At 70.4% G+C, this 14,713-nt stretch carries 12 protein-coding genes; 4 read left to right on the top strand and 8 right to left on the bottom strand.

What is annotated here, in order from left to right:
* Positions 1-6: 6 nt before the first annotated feature.
* Both LG334_RS09300 and LG334_RS09295 read left to right on the top strand, forming a co-directional pair.
* On the top strand, positions 7-663 hold the full coding sequence (locus LG334_RS09300; RefSeq protein WP_404385420.1) for a hypothetical protein: 657 nt from the start codon (positions 7-9) through the stop codon (positions 661-663).
* A 169-nt stretch (positions 664-832) separates the two neighbouring features.
* Complete coding sequence (locus tag LG334_RS09295) at positions 833-2,584, top strand: ABC transporter ATP-binding protein (RefSeq protein WP_404385418.1); 1,752 nt, start codon at positions 833-835, stop codon at positions 2,582-2,584.
* On the opposite strand, the gene LG334_RS09290 is transcribed toward LG334_RS09295, so the two are convergent.
* From LG334_RS09290 to LG334_RS09260, 7 genes are all read right to left on the bottom strand, one after another.
* A complete protein-coding gene (locus tag LG334_RS09290) occupies positions 2,497-3,483 on the bottom strand; it encodes an AraC family transcriptional regulator ligand-binding domain-containing protein (RefSeq protein ID WP_404385416.1) in 987 nt (328 codons plus the stop codon). The genes LG334_RS09295 and LG334_RS09290 overlap by 88 nt on opposite strands.
* A 117-nt stretch (positions 3,484-3,600) precedes the next feature.
* Positions 3,601-5,634 (bottom strand): CocE/NonD family hydrolase, encoded by a 2,034-nt coding sequence (locus LG334_RS09285; protein ID WP_404385414.1) that lies wholly within the window; start codon positions 5,632-5,634, stop codon positions 3,601-3,603.
* 3 nt (positions 5,635-5,637) lie between these two features.
* Complete coding sequence (locus LG334_RS09280) at positions 5,638-6,963, bottom strand: acetyl-CoA carboxylase biotin carboxylase subunit family protein (protein ID WP_404385412.1); 1,326 nt, start codon at positions 6,961-6,963, stop codon at positions 5,638-5,640.
* A gap of 88 nt (positions 6,964-7,051) precedes the next feature.
* Positions 7,052-7,837: an OBAP family protein gene (locus LG334_RS09275; RefSeq protein WP_404385410.1), complete on the bottom strand. Its 786-nt coding sequence runs from the start codon at positions 7,835-7,837 to the stop codon at positions 7,052-7,054.
* Positions 7,834-8,658: a sterol desaturase family protein gene (locus LG334_RS09270; RefSeq protein WP_404385408.1), complete on the bottom strand. Its 825-nt coding sequence runs from the start codon at positions 8,656-8,658 to the stop codon at positions 7,834-7,836. The genes LG334_RS09275 and LG334_RS09270 overlap by 4 nt, the downstream gene beginning before the upstream one ends.
* Before the next feature lie 58 nt (positions 8,659-8,716).
* Positions 8,717-11,206: a YbcC family protein gene (locus tag LG334_RS09265; RefSeq protein ID WP_404385406.1), complete on the bottom strand. Its 2,490-nt coding sequence runs from the start codon at positions 11,204-11,206 to the stop codon at positions 8,717-8,719.
* Between the two features lie 3 nt (positions 11,207-11,209).
* On the bottom strand, positions 11,210-12,793 hold the full coding sequence (locus LG334_RS09260) for a proton-conducting transporter membrane subunit (RefSeq protein WP_404385404.1): 1,584 nt from the start codon (positions 12,791-12,793) through the stop codon (positions 11,210-11,212).
* A 117-nt stretch (positions 12,794-12,910) separates the two neighbouring features.
* On the opposite strand from LG334_RS09260, the gene LG334_RS09255 reads away from it, so the two are divergent.
* Complete coding sequence (locus tag LG334_RS09255; protein ID WP_404385402.1) at positions 12,911-13,789, top strand: LysR family transcriptional regulator; 879 nt, start codon at positions 12,911-12,913, stop codon at positions 13,787-13,789.
* 81 nt (positions 13,790-13,870) lie between these two features.
* A complete protein-coding gene (locus LG334_RS09250; protein WP_404385400.1) occupies positions 13,871-14,338 on the top strand; it encodes a cytochrome c in 468 nt (155 codons plus the stop codon).
* A gap of 41 nt (positions 14,339-14,379) precedes the next feature.
* Here the strand turns inward: LG334_RS09250 and LG334_RS09245 are convergent, their stop codons facing one another.
* Positions 14,380-14,709 carry a hypothetical protein gene (locus tag LG334_RS09245; protein WP_404385398.1) on the bottom strand — a complete coding sequence of 110 codons (330 nt, stop codon included), beginning with the start codon at positions 14,707-14,709 and terminating at the stop codon, positions 14,380-14,382.
* Between the last annotated feature and the right edge of the window lie 4 nt (positions 14,710-14,713).

Here is a 14,713-nt window from a genome sequence, read left to right as displayed (position 1 = left end):
CATGCCATGATGGATATGGTGATCGGCATCATCGACAGCGGCGGCCCCTCATTGGACGGCGCCCGCCGCTTCGTGCTGACGGACGGCGGCGTGACGACCGCCGCTCCCCTGCCCGACCGCCTGCGCCACGGATCGACGGTGGAGGCGGTCATGCGCCGTGCATTACCCGGCGTGTCGGTGCGCCACGCCCAGGTGTTCGGCGACCGCCCGGTGACCAGCGCGGCGCAGGTGGCGGCGGCGGTGCGCTGGCTGGCACTGGAGCAAGACGCACCACTTCTCTGCCTGAGCCTCGGCCTGCCGACGGACCGCGCGGTGCTGCGCGATGCCTGCGCCGAGGCGATCGCGGCCGGCGCGGTGCTGGTGGCGGCGGCCCCGGCGCAGGGGGCGGCCTGCTACCCGGCGGCCTATCCGAGCGTGATCGCGGCCACGGGGGACGCCCGCTGCCGCTTCGACGAGATATCCGCCCTGCCCCACGCGCTGGGCGCCTGGTGTTCCTCGCCCGAACATGGCGACGGCGGCGGCATGGGCGGGGCGAGCATTGGCTGCGCGCGGCTCGCCGCCCATGCGGCCCGCATGATGATGGAGGGCGTGCAGGACGTGCGAGCCGCGCTGGAGGCCGCGGCGGTGTATTACGGGCGGGAGAGAAAGGGGATTCCAGCATGACCCACCTCCGCCTCCCCTTCCCGTCATGCCAGCGAAGGCTGGCATCCACCCGCCGCTGTCAGCCGCCCTGCACCGGAGGCACGGGGGCCAGCAGCGCGCCTGGGCCCCAGCTTTCGCTGGGGCGACGGGCAGGCGTGGAATGCCGGGAAAGGGCGGGGGCCCCCACCCCATGACCTCCCTCCGCGCCCGCCTCGCAGGCCTCTTCGCCCGCACCCTGTTCGGCCCGGCCGCCGGGGGATGGCTGGCGCCCGTGGTACGGCAGTACCTGCCAGCGCTGGGGATGGTGCTGGCGGTGTCGCTCACCGCCGCCGCGCTGGGTCTGGCGCCGCCCTACCTGACCAAGCTGCTCATCGACGAAGGGCTGGTGGCCAAGGATGCCGAGGCACTGTTCACCTGGGCCGCCGCCATCTTCGCCATCGGCCTCGCCGCCCTGCTCATGGGGGCAGCCAACAGCCTGCTGCACCTGCGTTTTTCCGCCCGGATGCTGGCCGACGTGCGGGCCAAGGCCCTGGACGCCACGCTCCGCCTGCCGCCCGACCGCCATGCCGGGATGCGCGTCGGCGAAATCATGACCCGGCTGGACGGCGACGCCGGGGAGGTTCAGCAGTTCGCCTTCGACGCCCTGCTTTCGGGCCTGGGTGCCGTGTTCCGACTGGTGGGCGGGGCGGTGATGCTCATGGTGCTGGACTGGCGGCTGGCGCTGGTCGCCATCGCCCTGACGCCCGTTGAACTGGCCTTCCTCGCCTGGGCCCGCCCGCGCACCGAACGCATGGCGCACGCCGTCCGCGAAAAGCGCGGCGGCCTGTCCAGCTTCCTGGCCGAGAGCATTGCGGGCCTTGGCGTGCTGAAGACGCTTGGCGCCGAACGCACCCGCTCCAGCGCCCTGCGCCCCCTTCAGGACGGCCAGATCGAGGCCCTCATCCGCCAGCGCCAGTGGCAGGAAGTGACCGGCGGCGTGCCCACCTTCCTGGGCGCCATCGGCCGGACGGCGGTGCTGATCATCGGCGGGCTGTGGGTGATCCGCGACGGCTGGCCCATCGGCTCGCTGATCGCCTTCCTGGCCTACATGGGGTTCCTGGTCGGGCCGATGCGCACGCTGCTCGGCCTCTATCACGCCCAGGCGCGGGTGAAGGTGGCCGTGCGCCGGCTCATGGAACTGGTGGGCGACGACCGGGCGGAAAGCGACACCGGCGAGGCCCTTCCGCACGGGGCGGGCCTGCTGGCGCTGGAGCATGTGACCTTCACCCACGCAGGCGCCGACGCGCCGGTGCTGGAAGACCGCAGCCTGACAATCCCCGCCGGCGCCAAGGTCCTGCTGCACGGCCCCTCGGGCAGCGGCAAGACGACGCTTCTGGGCCTGCTCACCCGTGCGCATGACCCGCAGGCCGGCCGCGTGCTGCTGGATGGAACGGACGTCGCGGCGCTCGACCCTGTGGCCCTGCGCCGGGCGGTGGTGGTGGTGCCGCAGGCGGGGTGGCTGTTCTCCGGCACCGTGGCAGACAACCTGCGACTCGCCGCACCCAAGGCCACCGATGACGACCTCTGGCGCGCGCTGGAGATCGCGCAACTGGCCGACTGGCTGACGGCGGAGCGCGAAGGGCTGGAGACGACGGTCGGCGAGCGCGCGCTCGGCTTTTCCGGTGGCCAGCGCCAGCGCCTCGCCATCGCGCGCGCCCTGCTGGTGCCCTTCCGCGTGCTGGTGCTGGACGAAAGCCTGTCGGAGGTGGACCCGGCGACGGCGGCGAAGATCGTGACGGCCGTCGACATGGCCTTCCCCGACCGCACGCGCATCCTGGTCGCCCACGCAGGCGCGGAGACGCTGGGGCCGTTCGATCAGGTCGTGACCCCTCGCGCGGCCTTGCGCACCGCACGCGGCGAGGCGCCGGCCCAGCGGGTGAAGGCGCGCGAGAACGCCGTCTGATCGGAGTAGCCCAGCCTGAGCGCGATCTCGCTCAACGGCAGGTCGGTGCGTGTCAGCCATGCCATGGCGCTGGAATGCCGGCATTCGTCGACGAGGCGCTGAAAGGTGATACCCTCCTCCTCCAGCCGCCGCCGCAGCGTCCGGCGGGACATGCCGAGGGCGGTCGCCACCGCCGTCTGATCGACCTCTCCGCCGTGCAGCCCTTCCAGCACCGCCAGCTTGACCCGCGTGCGCAGGCGCAGCGCCTGCTCCGTCTCCCGCGCGCGGCGGTCGAGCATGCGCGAAACGTGGACGAAGCCGGCGTCCGAGGCCTCCGGCCGGCGGCGGTCGAGCAGGCCGGCGGCCAGCCTCAGGCTGTTGCTGTCCTGATTGTAGCGGACGCCGCGCCGCAGCCGGTCGGACAGCGCGACGGACCCCGGACCCGCACCGTGCTCGAACCCCAGCGCCGCGGGCCGCCAGTCGGTGCCGCAGAAGCGCTTCACCAGGTTCGAGAGAAGGCCCAGCGTCAGTTCCGCGTCCTGGCGGCGGGGCCAGATGTCCTGGTCGAGGATGGCGTAGTGGAAGGTGGCTTCGTCGCCCTCGACCTCCAGCCGCACACGGGTGCCGGTCTGGATGGTGCAGAAGGCGCGCTCGAAGGTGCGCAGCGCGGTGCCGAGTGTGGGGGCCAGCGACAGCGCCAGCCCGAACTCGCCCAGTTCCTGCAGGTCGTAGCTTTCCCCGAACGCCCAGCCAAGGATTGAATCGCCGGTAACGGCGCCCAGATCCTCCATGGCCTCGACGAAATCGCGCAGCGGGATCGCCGCGTCGTCGCCGCCGTTCAGCGACCCGTCGTCCAGGTGGTGGCGGGAGAGAAAACGGGTCCGCTCCGCCCCGGGCAGTCCGAGGCGGCGATCAAGCACGGCCAGCGGTCTGGCGGTGATTTTCGCAGTTTCCAATGCGCACCCCCTGGCGTGGGCGATCGGACAAGTATCGCCCTGTCCGCCAGGGGTATCAAGACGCGGAACGTGGTAGGCCGTTCACACGAGATCGCGCGGCAACCGGCGCTTCCAGTTTTCAGAGAACACACGCTCCTCGCCCTCGAAGGCGTCCAGGCTGGCGTGGATGGTGAAGTGGGTCGCATCACAGGTCAGCACCGTGCGGGTGCGCGTCAGGACGTCCCAGCCCGCGCGACGGAAACGGCGCTCCGTGCGGGTTTCGCCGCGGGCGGTGGAAACGTCCTCGGCGCGCACCGTGTACCAGTCCCAGGTGCGGTCCGTGATTTCCACGTCCGCATCGGGCAGCCGCCAGACGCCTTCGTCCTTGATGATTTCCAGCGTCGATTCCTCGTTTGCGAGGTCGCGGTGGACCAGCCAGTTGTGGTGCGGCGCCTCCACCGTTTCCCGCATCGCCGGCGGCGCGCCCTCGGGCGCTTCGAAGGTGATCGCGCCGTCTTTCCCGGCCGCCGAACGTTCGGGCAGCAGAAGCGCCGACGTCAGAGGATAAACGGTCAGCGTGGTCGGCTCCGGCGGCGTCCAGGCCAGCGGGAAGTAGGAACTGGAGAGCGACAGCCGCATCCGGTGCCCCTCGGGGAAGCGGTGGCCGATGGCGTTCAGCCGCACCCGCACGCGGTATCGTTCTCCGGACTCCAGCGGTGCCGGGTGCTCGTTGCCGTCGCGGTGGGTGAGGTTCAACAGGCCGTAGGAGACCCGCGTCGCCCGCCCGTCGGGTGCCACGTCCGACAGGCGGGCGGCGACCATGGCGACCGGACGGTCGGCGGAAACCTCAAGCTCCACCTCCGGCCGGCCCAGGATGTCGGTGGCCTCCTCCAGCGGCGGACTTTCGTAGACCAGCGCGCCGCCGTCCTCCTCCCGCTGGTCATAGGGAAGGTCGGGGGCGTAGGTGTAGGATGCCCACTTGCCGGCGAACAGGCCCACACTCAGGGGCGAGCGGATGACCTGGGCCGGCGGCTCGCCGTCGTGGCGATCGTCGCCGGTGTCCGCGAAACGCAGGCGGCCGGGGGCGAGCGGCATGCGGCGCTCCTGCACCCGCTCCGACGGCCAGACGCTTTCGCCAATCCAGCGGCCGGGGCGCTCGGCGTAGGAGGTGCCGGGCGGCATCCAGTCCTGCATCCAGGCGCGCAGCATGGGCTCGTCCATGATGCTGGTCGCCGCGCCCTTCAGCCAGTGGTCCCACCAGCGCTTCATCTCCTGCAAAAAGCCGATGGCGGGGCCGGGCTTGCCCAGGTGCGGATACTTGTGCCCCCACGGACCGACAAGGCCGAGCCGCGGCACGTTCAGCCCCTCCAGCAGGCGGAAGACGGCATTGGTGTAGCCGTCCGCCCAGCCGCCGACGGCCATCACCGGACAGGTCACGGCGTCATAGTCCTCGCACACCGAGCCGTGCTTCCAGTAGTCGTCGCGGCGCTGGTGGGCGAGCCAGGTATCCAGCCACAACCCGCTGCCGCGCAGGCGGTCCATCCACATCTCCCGCCACCGCTCGCCGACCAGCGCGGGGTCCGGCGGGCAGGTGTTGACGGAGAACATGGTGGTCGCCTCCGACAGATTGTCGGAGAGCAGGCAGCCGCCCATGTAATGCATGTTGTCGCGGTACAGGTCGTCGGTGGAGCAGACCGTGACGATGGCCTTCAGCGCGCTCGGCCGGTTGGCCGCGACCTGGAGCGCGTTGAAACCGCCCCAGGAAATGCCCATCATCCCGACGTTTCCGTCGCACCATGGCTGTTCGGCCATCCACTCGATGGCCGCCACGCCGTCGTCCATCTCCTCCTGCCGGTACTGGTCGGTCATCACCCCGCCGGACTCGCCGCTGCCCCGGATGTCCAGGCGCACGCAGGCGTAGCCCTGGCCGGCGAGCCAGCGGTGGGTGATCTCGTCGCGCTCCCGCGTCAGGTCGCGCTTGCGGTAGGGGATGTATTCCAGGATGCCCGGCACCGGCGCGGTTTCGGCGTCTTCGGGCAGCCAGATGCGGGCCGCCAGCCGCGTGCCGTCGGAGCCGGGAAGCGTCACGTGCTCGATGCACCGCACGCGGCGCGGAAAGTCCGTGACCGTGTGCATGTCTTAGAACCTTTTCTTTTCAAACTGCACGTCCTCGAAGGTTCCGCCGTCGGAGAACTTGAAGCCAAGCATGTGGGCCGCCTCCTGGTAGTTCTCCAGAAGCGTGTTCTGATCCTTGGCGCCCATGTAGATGTCGGCGCACTCGTAGGAATAGCTGTCCTGGTCACGCAGATCCGACAGACGGTCGCCCTCGTTGACGCTGATCTTGACCTTGCAGCCGGGGAACCGCTCCTCCACCGCCTGAATTTCGTCCTCGCTCGGCACCCGCTCCACCACCGCGTCCTCGTAGCGGCGCAGCAGGAACTTGGCGGCCTGCTTGTAGCGGCCTTCGTCGCGGCAATAGGCCGGGTCGCGCCCCAGCGCCAGGTCGATGGCGACCTGGTGGTTGGAGGCGCCCTCGGTCATGATGAGCTGTTCGCTGTGGGACTGGGAGATGCGCGTGTTGACCTCCAGCACGCCGATCTCGTCGGTCTCGTCGTCCCAGAAGAATTCGATGCCGAAGGGCTGGCTGTCGTAGCCGATGTGCGCCATCAGCGCCTTCGTCGCCTCCAACATGCGGTCGCGGATGCGCTGCGGCCAGTGGGACGGCAGCTCGTAACGGGTGAAGCTTTTGTTCTCCGTGTCCTTTACGCAGTCGACGATGATGTGGATGGCGACGTGCCCCTCGTGGACGTAGCCTTCCAGGCCGCACTGCTTCCCCTTGATGATCTGCTCGGCGATCATGTGGTTGCCGTCGACCTTGGCGATGTCGTCGGGCAGGTCGGCGTGCCTGAGGATCTCGTTGAAGGGCTCGCCCAGCCGCCGGATGTTCTTGCGGATGGTCGGCAGCACCTCATAGAAGTCCTCGGCCTTGTCGATGCGGTAACCCAGCGTGGAACTGAACCCCTTGATGGGCTTGACCCAGAAGGGATAAGGCACCTTGATCCCCTCCAGCGGGTCGTCGGCAAAGGGGTCGATGGCCGCGAACTCGGGCGTCAGGTCCGGAATCGCCTCGCGCTGCATCACCCGCGCCCAGTACTTGTGCTCGCATTTCAGAACCGCCTCAAGCGATGCCGAGCGCAGGCCATGGCGGCGGCAGACGATGGGCTGGATGGTGCTGGCGGGAAAGTCCCAGTGGCTGATCAGGGCGTCCACCGTGCCGCCGAAGTCGCGCAGGGTGGCGTCGGCTTCCTCGATCATCCTGGCGATGTCGTACTTCTTTGGCTGCACCACTTCGTCATGGTCTAGGACGCCGTGAAACTCGTAATTCTCGGCCCCGCGGACGCACTTCGCCTGCTCCAGGTGAAAGGGGTCCAGGCCGAAGACGAAGATATTCTTCTTGTCGGGCAAGACGTTCTCCTCCGTCAGTGTCTGGGCGATTAAGGAACGTCAGCCGACGGGTGAAGGAGGCAAAAGAGTCCGCCGCGCGAGTCTTTGGCTATGCACCACCACGATCGACCACCCCCGGAATCTCCTGCGTCGGCCGGCAGAACCGCCCCTTCAGCCTGTCGACGCCGGCCTGCGGGTGCGCCTTCTGCACAAGGTCTCGGCGTGCCAGGCGCTTGGCGTCGGTGCTGATGCCGAAGTCGCGGTCGCGGCGGTCGATGAGCCATTGCAGCGCCTCGCCGTCGCGGCAGAAGGACCATGCCAGCATGGGCTCGCCGATGGGCAGGCGGCGGGTCAGGTCGTCGGCGCTGGTGGTGTCCCACAGGTGCCACGTCTTGCCGTAGCTGTTCATCTTGTCGCTCATGAGCATGGTTTCGGCGCGCTCGGGCAGGTGCGGCGCGACAAGCTGCCCGGACAGGATCTCCCCGTTGTGCGGGTGCCAGTAGTCCCGTTCCTCGGCCGGAAGCTGCTCGAACAGGGATTCCGAGATGATGTACTCGATGCCCACCAGATTAGCCTCGGGGCCGTTGCCGTCAAACAGGATGCACTCGGCGAAATCCTCGTTGACCTGGCGGCACAGGTGGTGGGCCTCGAACTGCCGTTCCGGGTCGTCCCTCATGGGATGAAAGCCGACCAGATAGATGTCGAAGCCCTTGAAGGCCGGATGGCCCTGAAGCAGAGCCGCCCCGCCTTCCAGCACGCGGGTGCGCGGGCTCTTGGAACGGCCCGGCGGGCGGCCGCCACGGCTGCCCACGGGCGGGGTGCCGTGCAGCAGACGGCCGATGCCGTATCCCAGACCGGCGGCGGCAAGGACGAGGACGGGACTCAGTCGGCTCATGGTGCGATCTCCTCTTGCGGGGCGGCGGACCAGTCGTTCGGCCCTTCGCGCAGGGGCAGAACCAGCGCCCGGCCGAGCGTTACCGGGTCGCGGTGGGCAGGGGTGCCGATGCGGATGGTCTCCTGCGGGACGTCAAGGCGCAGCGTTCCATGCAGGCGGTCCCACAGGGTCAGGCCGCTGGACCAGTTGGAGTCGGCCTCGGCCCGGACGTCGGAATGGTGGATGCCGTGCATGCGCGGGGTGACGACCAGCCACGACAGCGCCCGGTCCAGGCGCGGCGGCAGGCGCAGGTTCGAGTGCTGGAAAAGGATGGACAGCAGGGTCAGCCGCTGCCACAGCCGTACCGTCGCCGGTCCGGCGCCGATCACCGCCACCTGCAACAGCCGCCACGGCACCGAATAAAGCAGCTCCAGAGCATGAAAGCGCGTCGCCGTGGTGGCCGTCAGGTCCAGGTCCACGTGATGCACCCGGTGCACGCGCCACAGGAACGGGATGCGGTGGGTGCCCATGTGCCAGAGGTACAGCGTGTAGTCCAGCAACGTGATGCCCAGCGCCACCTGCGCCCCTCGCGGCAGGCCGAGGCGCGGAACGAGGCCCAGGCGATCGCGCTCCACCCGTCGCGACAGACGCTCCACCAGCGGCGCCTCGAACAGACGCACGGTCAGGGCCGCCAGGCCGGCGATGGCCAGGTTGCGGGCATCATGGCGGTTTGCCGGCTCCATCCGTCGGCGCAGGGGGCGCTTGCGCTCCAGACAGACCAGCGCGGCAAAGGCGCCGAGCACGACGGCGCCGGATACCAGAGGCGAATACCGGCGGGACATGAACAGGGCTCCGGCCGTTGGCGGTGTGCCGCATCAACGGCCGAAGCCTGCCGCGGGATCAGGCGCTTTCCGGCACCCACCGTCCGGCGGCGGCGCGACGGCGGACGGCGCCGTCCTCGTTCAGCGCGCAGAGCGTCAGCCAGCCGTTGTCCACCAGCGCCCGGACGCCGCCGTGCTTTTCCAGCACCGCGTCCATTTCACCTTCCGGCGCGGCGACGATGACCGTCAGGCGGACGGGCTCGTGGACCAGCTTTTCGCCGTCGTGGACCGACTGCCACGGCAGGCCGGTGCGCAGGTCGCCGCCGTTGCCCTCCAGCACGCCCAGGGTGCCCACCACGTTGTGCAGCACCTTGTCGCCGCTGCCGAACGCCCGGTTGTTCACGGTGGAGCCGTAGTACTGAAGGCTGATCCAACTCGCCACCACCATGGGCGCGGTCAGGATCAGTTCCAGCACGCCGAAGCCCCGGTCCTTGCGCCAGTCGTAGTCGTGCAGGAACACCCGGCCGTCCAGGTCGATGCCCCGCGTCACCGACCGCGGCGCGGCGATGAAGCCACGGTTGCCGGCCAGGCCCCACTCGGGCCGCACCTGCGCCCAGTCCTTGGCCCGCTCGCGCACCTTGGCGTCGACCGCGGCGCCGGACGCGCCGGCCAGGCCCAGTTTGTCCGCCCGCATCCGCCGCGCCTTGGCCGAGGCCTCGGCCAGCGTGGCGTCCAGGGCCGCGAGGTCGGCCTTGTGGCTGTGCGGCACCTTTGCAGCGTCGAACAGGCGGACGTCGTCGGTGGTGGTGTCGTGCAGGGCGGCCATCACCCAGGTGTCGTCGGGAATGACGATGCCCCGCGCCTTCAGCCCCACCCGCACCCGCGGATCATTGAGCAGCATGGCGGCCACCCGCGCGTTGGCGTCGCCCGCATGCCCGCCGCAGGCGCCGCAGTCCAGGCCCGTGGCGTGCGGGTTGTTCACCGTCGTGCTGCCGTGGCCGGCCAGCACCAGCAGCCGCGCGAAGCCCCCGGTCAGCGACATGGCGCGCAGGATGGCCTCCGCCGCGTCCACCCGCTGGTCCGGTGTCATGCCCGTGTGGCCGTGCGGCTCCAGCGTCGGCGTGCGGCAGGCCGCCTCGTGGTCCGACAGGCCCGCCGTCGCCGGATCTGGCACCGGGCGGCTGAGCTTCAGCGAGTCGCCGGCCAGCCGGCCGATGTAGCCGAGCCCCATGGTCTCCACGAACACGAACGACGACACCGCCTGCATCTTGAAGGCCTTCCACGCCTTTGCCAGCCGGCGCTTCAGCGTCCGGCTTTCGGCGACGCCGGCGGCATCGACACCGTCGACCGTCTCGCGCACGGTCACCTTGGGCGCCAGCAGCACCGGGCAGCGCGCCCCGCCCGCGCCGCCGCCAAGCGGCTCCAGTTCCAGCGCCACGCCGAAGAAACCGGCGAAACCCGAGGTCCGGGCGGTCGGCATCACGTCCTCCAGCGCCCGGCGGTAGACCTCGGAGCGCACGTCGATGCAGAAGACCGCATGGACATCGGGCCGGCCCGTCGGTTCGGGCGCAGGGGCGGCCGAGAGCGCCACAACCAGTTCCCGCCGGGCGGCGATGTCGAAGGCTTCCTGGGCCAGCGCGTCCAGGCGCGTGTCGGTGTCGGCGGCGTCCGCCCCCGGATCGGTGGCGCGCGCCAGGGCCTCCCGCCAGGCGGCGCGCAGGGCATCGTCGGCATGCGTCCGGTAGAGCGCCTGCTCCCACGCCAACCGGATCGCCAGGATGTGCGCCGGCAGCGTCAGCTCGCGCCCCTGAAGCCCCGCCTGCCAGGCGTGGTAACGGGCATAGGCCGCCCAGCCCGCCACGTCGGCGAGCGCCCGGTGCAGCACGTCCGCCACCGCATCGGCGGGCACCTCCAGCACCTCCAGTGCCTTGACGACGGCGGCCTGGGGATCGTCCGGCAGGTCCGTCAGCGCCGCCCGCAGGCCGGTCCAACCCAGCGCGTCAGGGGTGCGATCGGCGGCGGCGGCGCGCTTCCAGGCCTCGAAGGCCGGCAGGTCGCGCCAGGGCAGGACCCACGAGGCCTGCCCCTCGTCGAACCAGGCGGCGCACCACAGCGACACCTGCTCACGCGCCATTCCGGCCGCCTCCGGCCCGATCAGGGCGGAAACGGTGGGCACCATGGGCCGGGCGCCGGCGGGCTCGTGCTTCAAGGCCATGCGCAGGGCGGCGGCGGTCTGTGGCAGGCCGTGGGCGTCGGCGGCGCGGTCGAGCGCCGCCTCCAGATCGGCATCGGTGATCCGTCCCGCCGCGATCTGCTCGCGGTACCAGGCGCGCGGCATGAGCATGGTCTCACCGGTGGTCCGCCGCAGGGTGGTTGCCGCTTGGCCGAAGGGCGTTTCCGCCAAGCCCAGGAAGGGGTTCACAGCGACGAAATGCTTCAGCGGCCACAGCGGCGCCACCCGGTCGCAGGCGGCCTTGACGGCGCTCGCGACGGCCTCGCGGGTCGGCCTGGTCTCGAGGGAGGCGGCGGCCTCGGCGGGCTTCAGGGCGTGGGAAGTATGGAACGTCATGGATCAGGCTCCCTTGGTAACGGGCCACGCCCGGGCGACCAGCCGGTTGAACAGGGTGTTGAGGTAAAGGCCGTTGAGCAGGTGGACGTAGAGCACCCGCAGGGACTGCGGCGTCTGTCCGGTAACGACGGCGGTCTGAAGCAGCAGGACCGCGCCGAAGCCGCCGATCATCACGCCCGCGATCAGGCCTCCGCCGAGGGGTGCGCCGGTGGCGGCCAGGGCGTCGGAGGCAAGCCAGGCGGTGCCGCTTTGCAGGACGAAGTAGACCACCGCCAGCACCGCGCCCAGGCCCAGGCCGCGCAGGGCGGCGGCGGGGCGGAAGGCGCCGGCGCCGCCGGTGCGCGTCATCATGTGCGCCAGGCCCATCACCAGCACCGCACCCAGGACGAAGGCGCCGGGGTTGCCGCCCGGGCCGGTGCCGACCAGCGTCGCAGCTCCGGCGGTCAGCGCCACCGCCGCGGCCAGCGCGCCGGCCAGGTGCCAGGGCCGGGCCGGTTCACCCGCACCGACGCCTGCCGTGGCGCGCGTCAGGTCGACGATGGAGCCCGCCGACAGGAAGGCGTGCGCCTTGTAGAGCGAGTGCGCCACGATGTGCAGCAGCGCCGCGCCGAAGGCTCCCAGGCCGCACTGCAGCAGCATGAACCCCATCTGGGCGATGGTCGACCACGCGAGCGCGCCCTTCACCGCCGACTGTGTCAGCATCACCAGCGAGGCGAACAGGGCCGTCACGCCGCCCACGACCGCCAGCAGCAGCAGCGCCCCGCCGGACAGGCTGACCACGTCCGACAGCCGCAGGATCAGGAACCCGCCCGCGTTGATGATGCCCGCGTGCAGCAGGGCGGAAACGGGGGTCGGCGTCTCCATCACCTCGGTCAGCCAGCCGTGCACCGGCATCTGGGCGGACTTTATGAGGGCGGCCAGGGCCAGAAGGACGGCGATGGCGGTCACCGCGCCCGGCACCTCGGCGCCGGCCATGGCCTGCGCGGCCGGGAAGACCACCGCGAAATCCAGGCTGCCGAACACCGCGAGCGTCAGGCCGACGACGGCCAGCATGGCAACGTCGCCCATGCGGCTGACGACGGCCTTCTTCCGGGCCGCCAGCCGGGCCGCCGGACGATCGGGAAAGAACACCAGCAGCCGGTGCAGGCAAAGGCTGGTGGCGATCCACGCCAGGGCCAGCTGCGCCAGGTTGGTGGCGACGATCAGCCCCAGCACGGCGGCCAGCGTCAGGCTCAGCCACTTGAAGAAGCGGCCCTGGCGGCGCTCGCCGGTCAGATAGGTGCGGCTGTAGGCCATGACGACGAGGCCGATGAAGCCCACCAGCACCACCATGATCGCCGACAGGGCGTCGATGCGCGCCCCGATGCCGATGCCGTAGGGGCCGCCCACCCCGGCCGTCAGCGCCGTGCCCGACACCACCAGCGCACCGGCCGCCAGCACCGCCGCCGCCAACGCGCCGGCGGCGGCAAGAACGGCGGCGCGCGCCATGGCGGCCGGTGCGGCGTCGGCGCGGCGGGTGGGCACGAGGCCCACGCCCACCAGTCCCGCCAACGCCAGAAGAACCGCCCAGGGACCCAGATCAACCATGCGAATGCTCCCGCTGCGTTGCGTTCATCTCGTGCGGGAGACCTTGGCATTGCGCGGCGCTTAAGAAAAATTCATAGTTTGCAACGAACCATTCTCTAAAACAGAACGAACAGGCTCATGCGGCACCTGAACTACCATCACCTGCGCTATTTCTGGGCCATCGCCCACGCCGGCAGCCTGACCCAGGTGGCGGACCGCATGAACGTCTCGCAGTCCGCCCTGTCGGTGCAGCTGCGCAAGCTGGAGGAACAGCTGGGCCACCCCCTGTTCCAGCGCGAGGGCCGGACGCTTGTGCTGACGGAGGCAGGCCGCATCGCGCTCGACTACGCCGACACCATCTTCGCTGCCGGCGAGGACCTGGTGGCGACCCTGGAAGGGCGCGGCAGGCAGCAGGTGCTGCGCGTGGGCGCCATCACCACCCTGTCGCGCAACTTCCAGCTGGAGCTGCTGCGTCCGCTCATGGGGCGCCGCGACGTGGAGCTGGTGGTGCGCTCGGGCTCCATGCGCGACCTGATGACGCAGTTGGAGGCCCATGCGGTGGATGTGGTGCTGTCCAATGCGCCGGTGGCGGGCGATGCCCAGGCGCCGGTCAAGTGCCGCCTTCTGCGCGAGCAGCCGGTCAGCCTGGTCGGTCCCGACCGGCCGGAGCGCGCCGGCTTTCGTTTTCCGGAAGGCCTGGCCGAGCAGCCCGTCCTGCTGCCGAGCCTCGACAGCGGACTGCGCACGGCCTTCGACCAGCGCATGGACCTGGCGGGCATCCATCCCGTGATCCTGGCGGAGGTGGACGACATGGCCATGCTGCGCCTGCTGGCCCGCGAGACCGACGGCCTGACGCTGGTGCCGCCGGTGGTGGTGCGCGACGAACTGGCTGGCGGCGCGCTGGTGGAGTGGTGCCGCATTCCCGACATTGCCGAACGCTTCTACGCCATCACCCGCACCCGCCGCTTTCCCAATCCCCTGGTGCGCGAGCTTCTGGAGGACGGGACGCCGCCTTGACACGGATCAAGGCACTTCCGGTGCCGAAGCGGCAGCCTCGATGCTGAGACCATGCACCCTGAACGCAGCCGGGAGACCATCATGACCCGCAAAATGCCCGCCCTCGCCGTTGTGCTCGTGCTTGCCGGCGCTCCGGCACTCGCCCAGGACGCTGCGCCGGTCGACCCCGTCGGCCCCAAGCTGCCCCCCGACGTGCGGGCCCTCCTGCTCAAGGAAATGAACGCCATCGAGGGCGCCACGCAAGAGATCATGAATGCCCTCGTTCGCGGACGAAATGACGTGGTGGCCGAGAAGGCACAGGCCATTCATGACAGCTTCATCCTGAAGCAGGAAATGACCGAGGAAGACCGCAAGGCTCTCGCCAAGGCCGCTCCCAAGGCCTTCGTCGAACGGGACCGCGCCTTCCACGCCCTGACCGGAGACCTGGCGGAGGCTGCCCGCGCCGGTGATGCGGAGCGCCAGCGGGCGCTGTTCGGCGACGTGGTGGAGGCCTGCGCCGCCTGTCACGAACGCTATGCCACCAACCGCTTCCCCGCCTTCTCGGAGTAGCGCGCGACTTGCGGCGGACACGGCAGCACCCGCCGCCGCCGTCACCCCGTCCGCAGAACGCCTGTGGCGGAGACGTTCAGGGTGTTGCCGTAGGCGTCTTTGTTCCAATTGCCATCCACCAGCACATTGCTGAGGCCGCCCTGAAGCGGCTGCGCGCCGGCTGTGAGCGTGACCGTGCTGGAGCCGGTGACAGCGCCGCCGCTGTTCTTGCCCAGAAAGCTGAAGGTGCATTCGGCCTTGTGGATGACGTCCGTTCCGGCCACGGTGAGCACCGGGTAGGAGGTCAGCTCCACCGCCCCCGCCGTCCAGTCCCCCGACGTGGCGCCGGTATAGGGGACGGTGCCGGCGGTAGCCGTGACGTCTCCTTTCACGGCC

Origin of the sequence: Caenispirillum salinarum (genome assembly GCF_044803115.1) — a bacterium.
Lineage (GTDB): Bacteria > Pseudomonadota > Alphaproteobacteria > Rhodospirillales > Rhodospirillaceae > Caenispirillum > Caenispirillum salinarum_A.
Note: the sequence above shows the minus strand (reverse complement) of the source record. Positions and strands in the feature narration are given on the sequence as shown.

Bases quoted from the DNA above. Each gene is read 5' to 3' on its own strand.
- LG334_RS09250 (WP_404385400.1), top strand. From the start codon at position 13,871: ATGACCCGCAAAATGCCCGCCCTCGCCGTTGTGCTCGTGCTTGCCGGC.
- LG334_RS09295 (WP_404385418.1), top strand. From the start codon at position 833: ATGACCTCCCTCCGCGCCCGCCTCGCAGGCCTCTTCGCCCGCACCCTG.
- LG334_RS09265 (WP_404385406.1), bottom strand. From the start codon at position 11,206: ATGACGTTCCATACTTCCCACGCCCTGAAGCCCGCCGAGGCCGCCGCC.
- LG334_RS09260 (WP_404385404.1), bottom strand. From the start codon at position 12,793: ATGGTTGATCTGGGTCCCTGGGCGGTTCTTCTGGCGTTGGCGGGACTG.
- LG334_RS09300 (WP_404385420.1), top strand. From the start codon at position 7: ATGATGGATATGGTGATCGGCATCATCGACAGCGGCGGCCCCTCATTG.
- LG334_RS09255 (WP_404385402.1), top strand. From the start codon at position 12,911: ATGCGGCACCTGAACTACCATCACCTGCGCTATTTCTGGGCCATCGCC.
- LG334_RS09270 (WP_404385408.1), bottom strand. From the start codon at position 8,658: ATGTCCCGCCGGTATTCGCCTCTGGTATCCGGCGCCGTCGTGCTCGGC.
- LG334_RS09285 (WP_404385414.1), bottom strand. From the start codon at position 5,634: ATGCACACGGTCACGGACTTTCCGCGCCGCGTGCGGTGCATCGAGCAC.
- LG334_RS09275 (WP_404385410.1), bottom strand. From the start codon at position 7,837: ATGAGCCGACTGAGTCCCGTCCTCGTCCTTGCCGCCGCCGGTCTGGGA.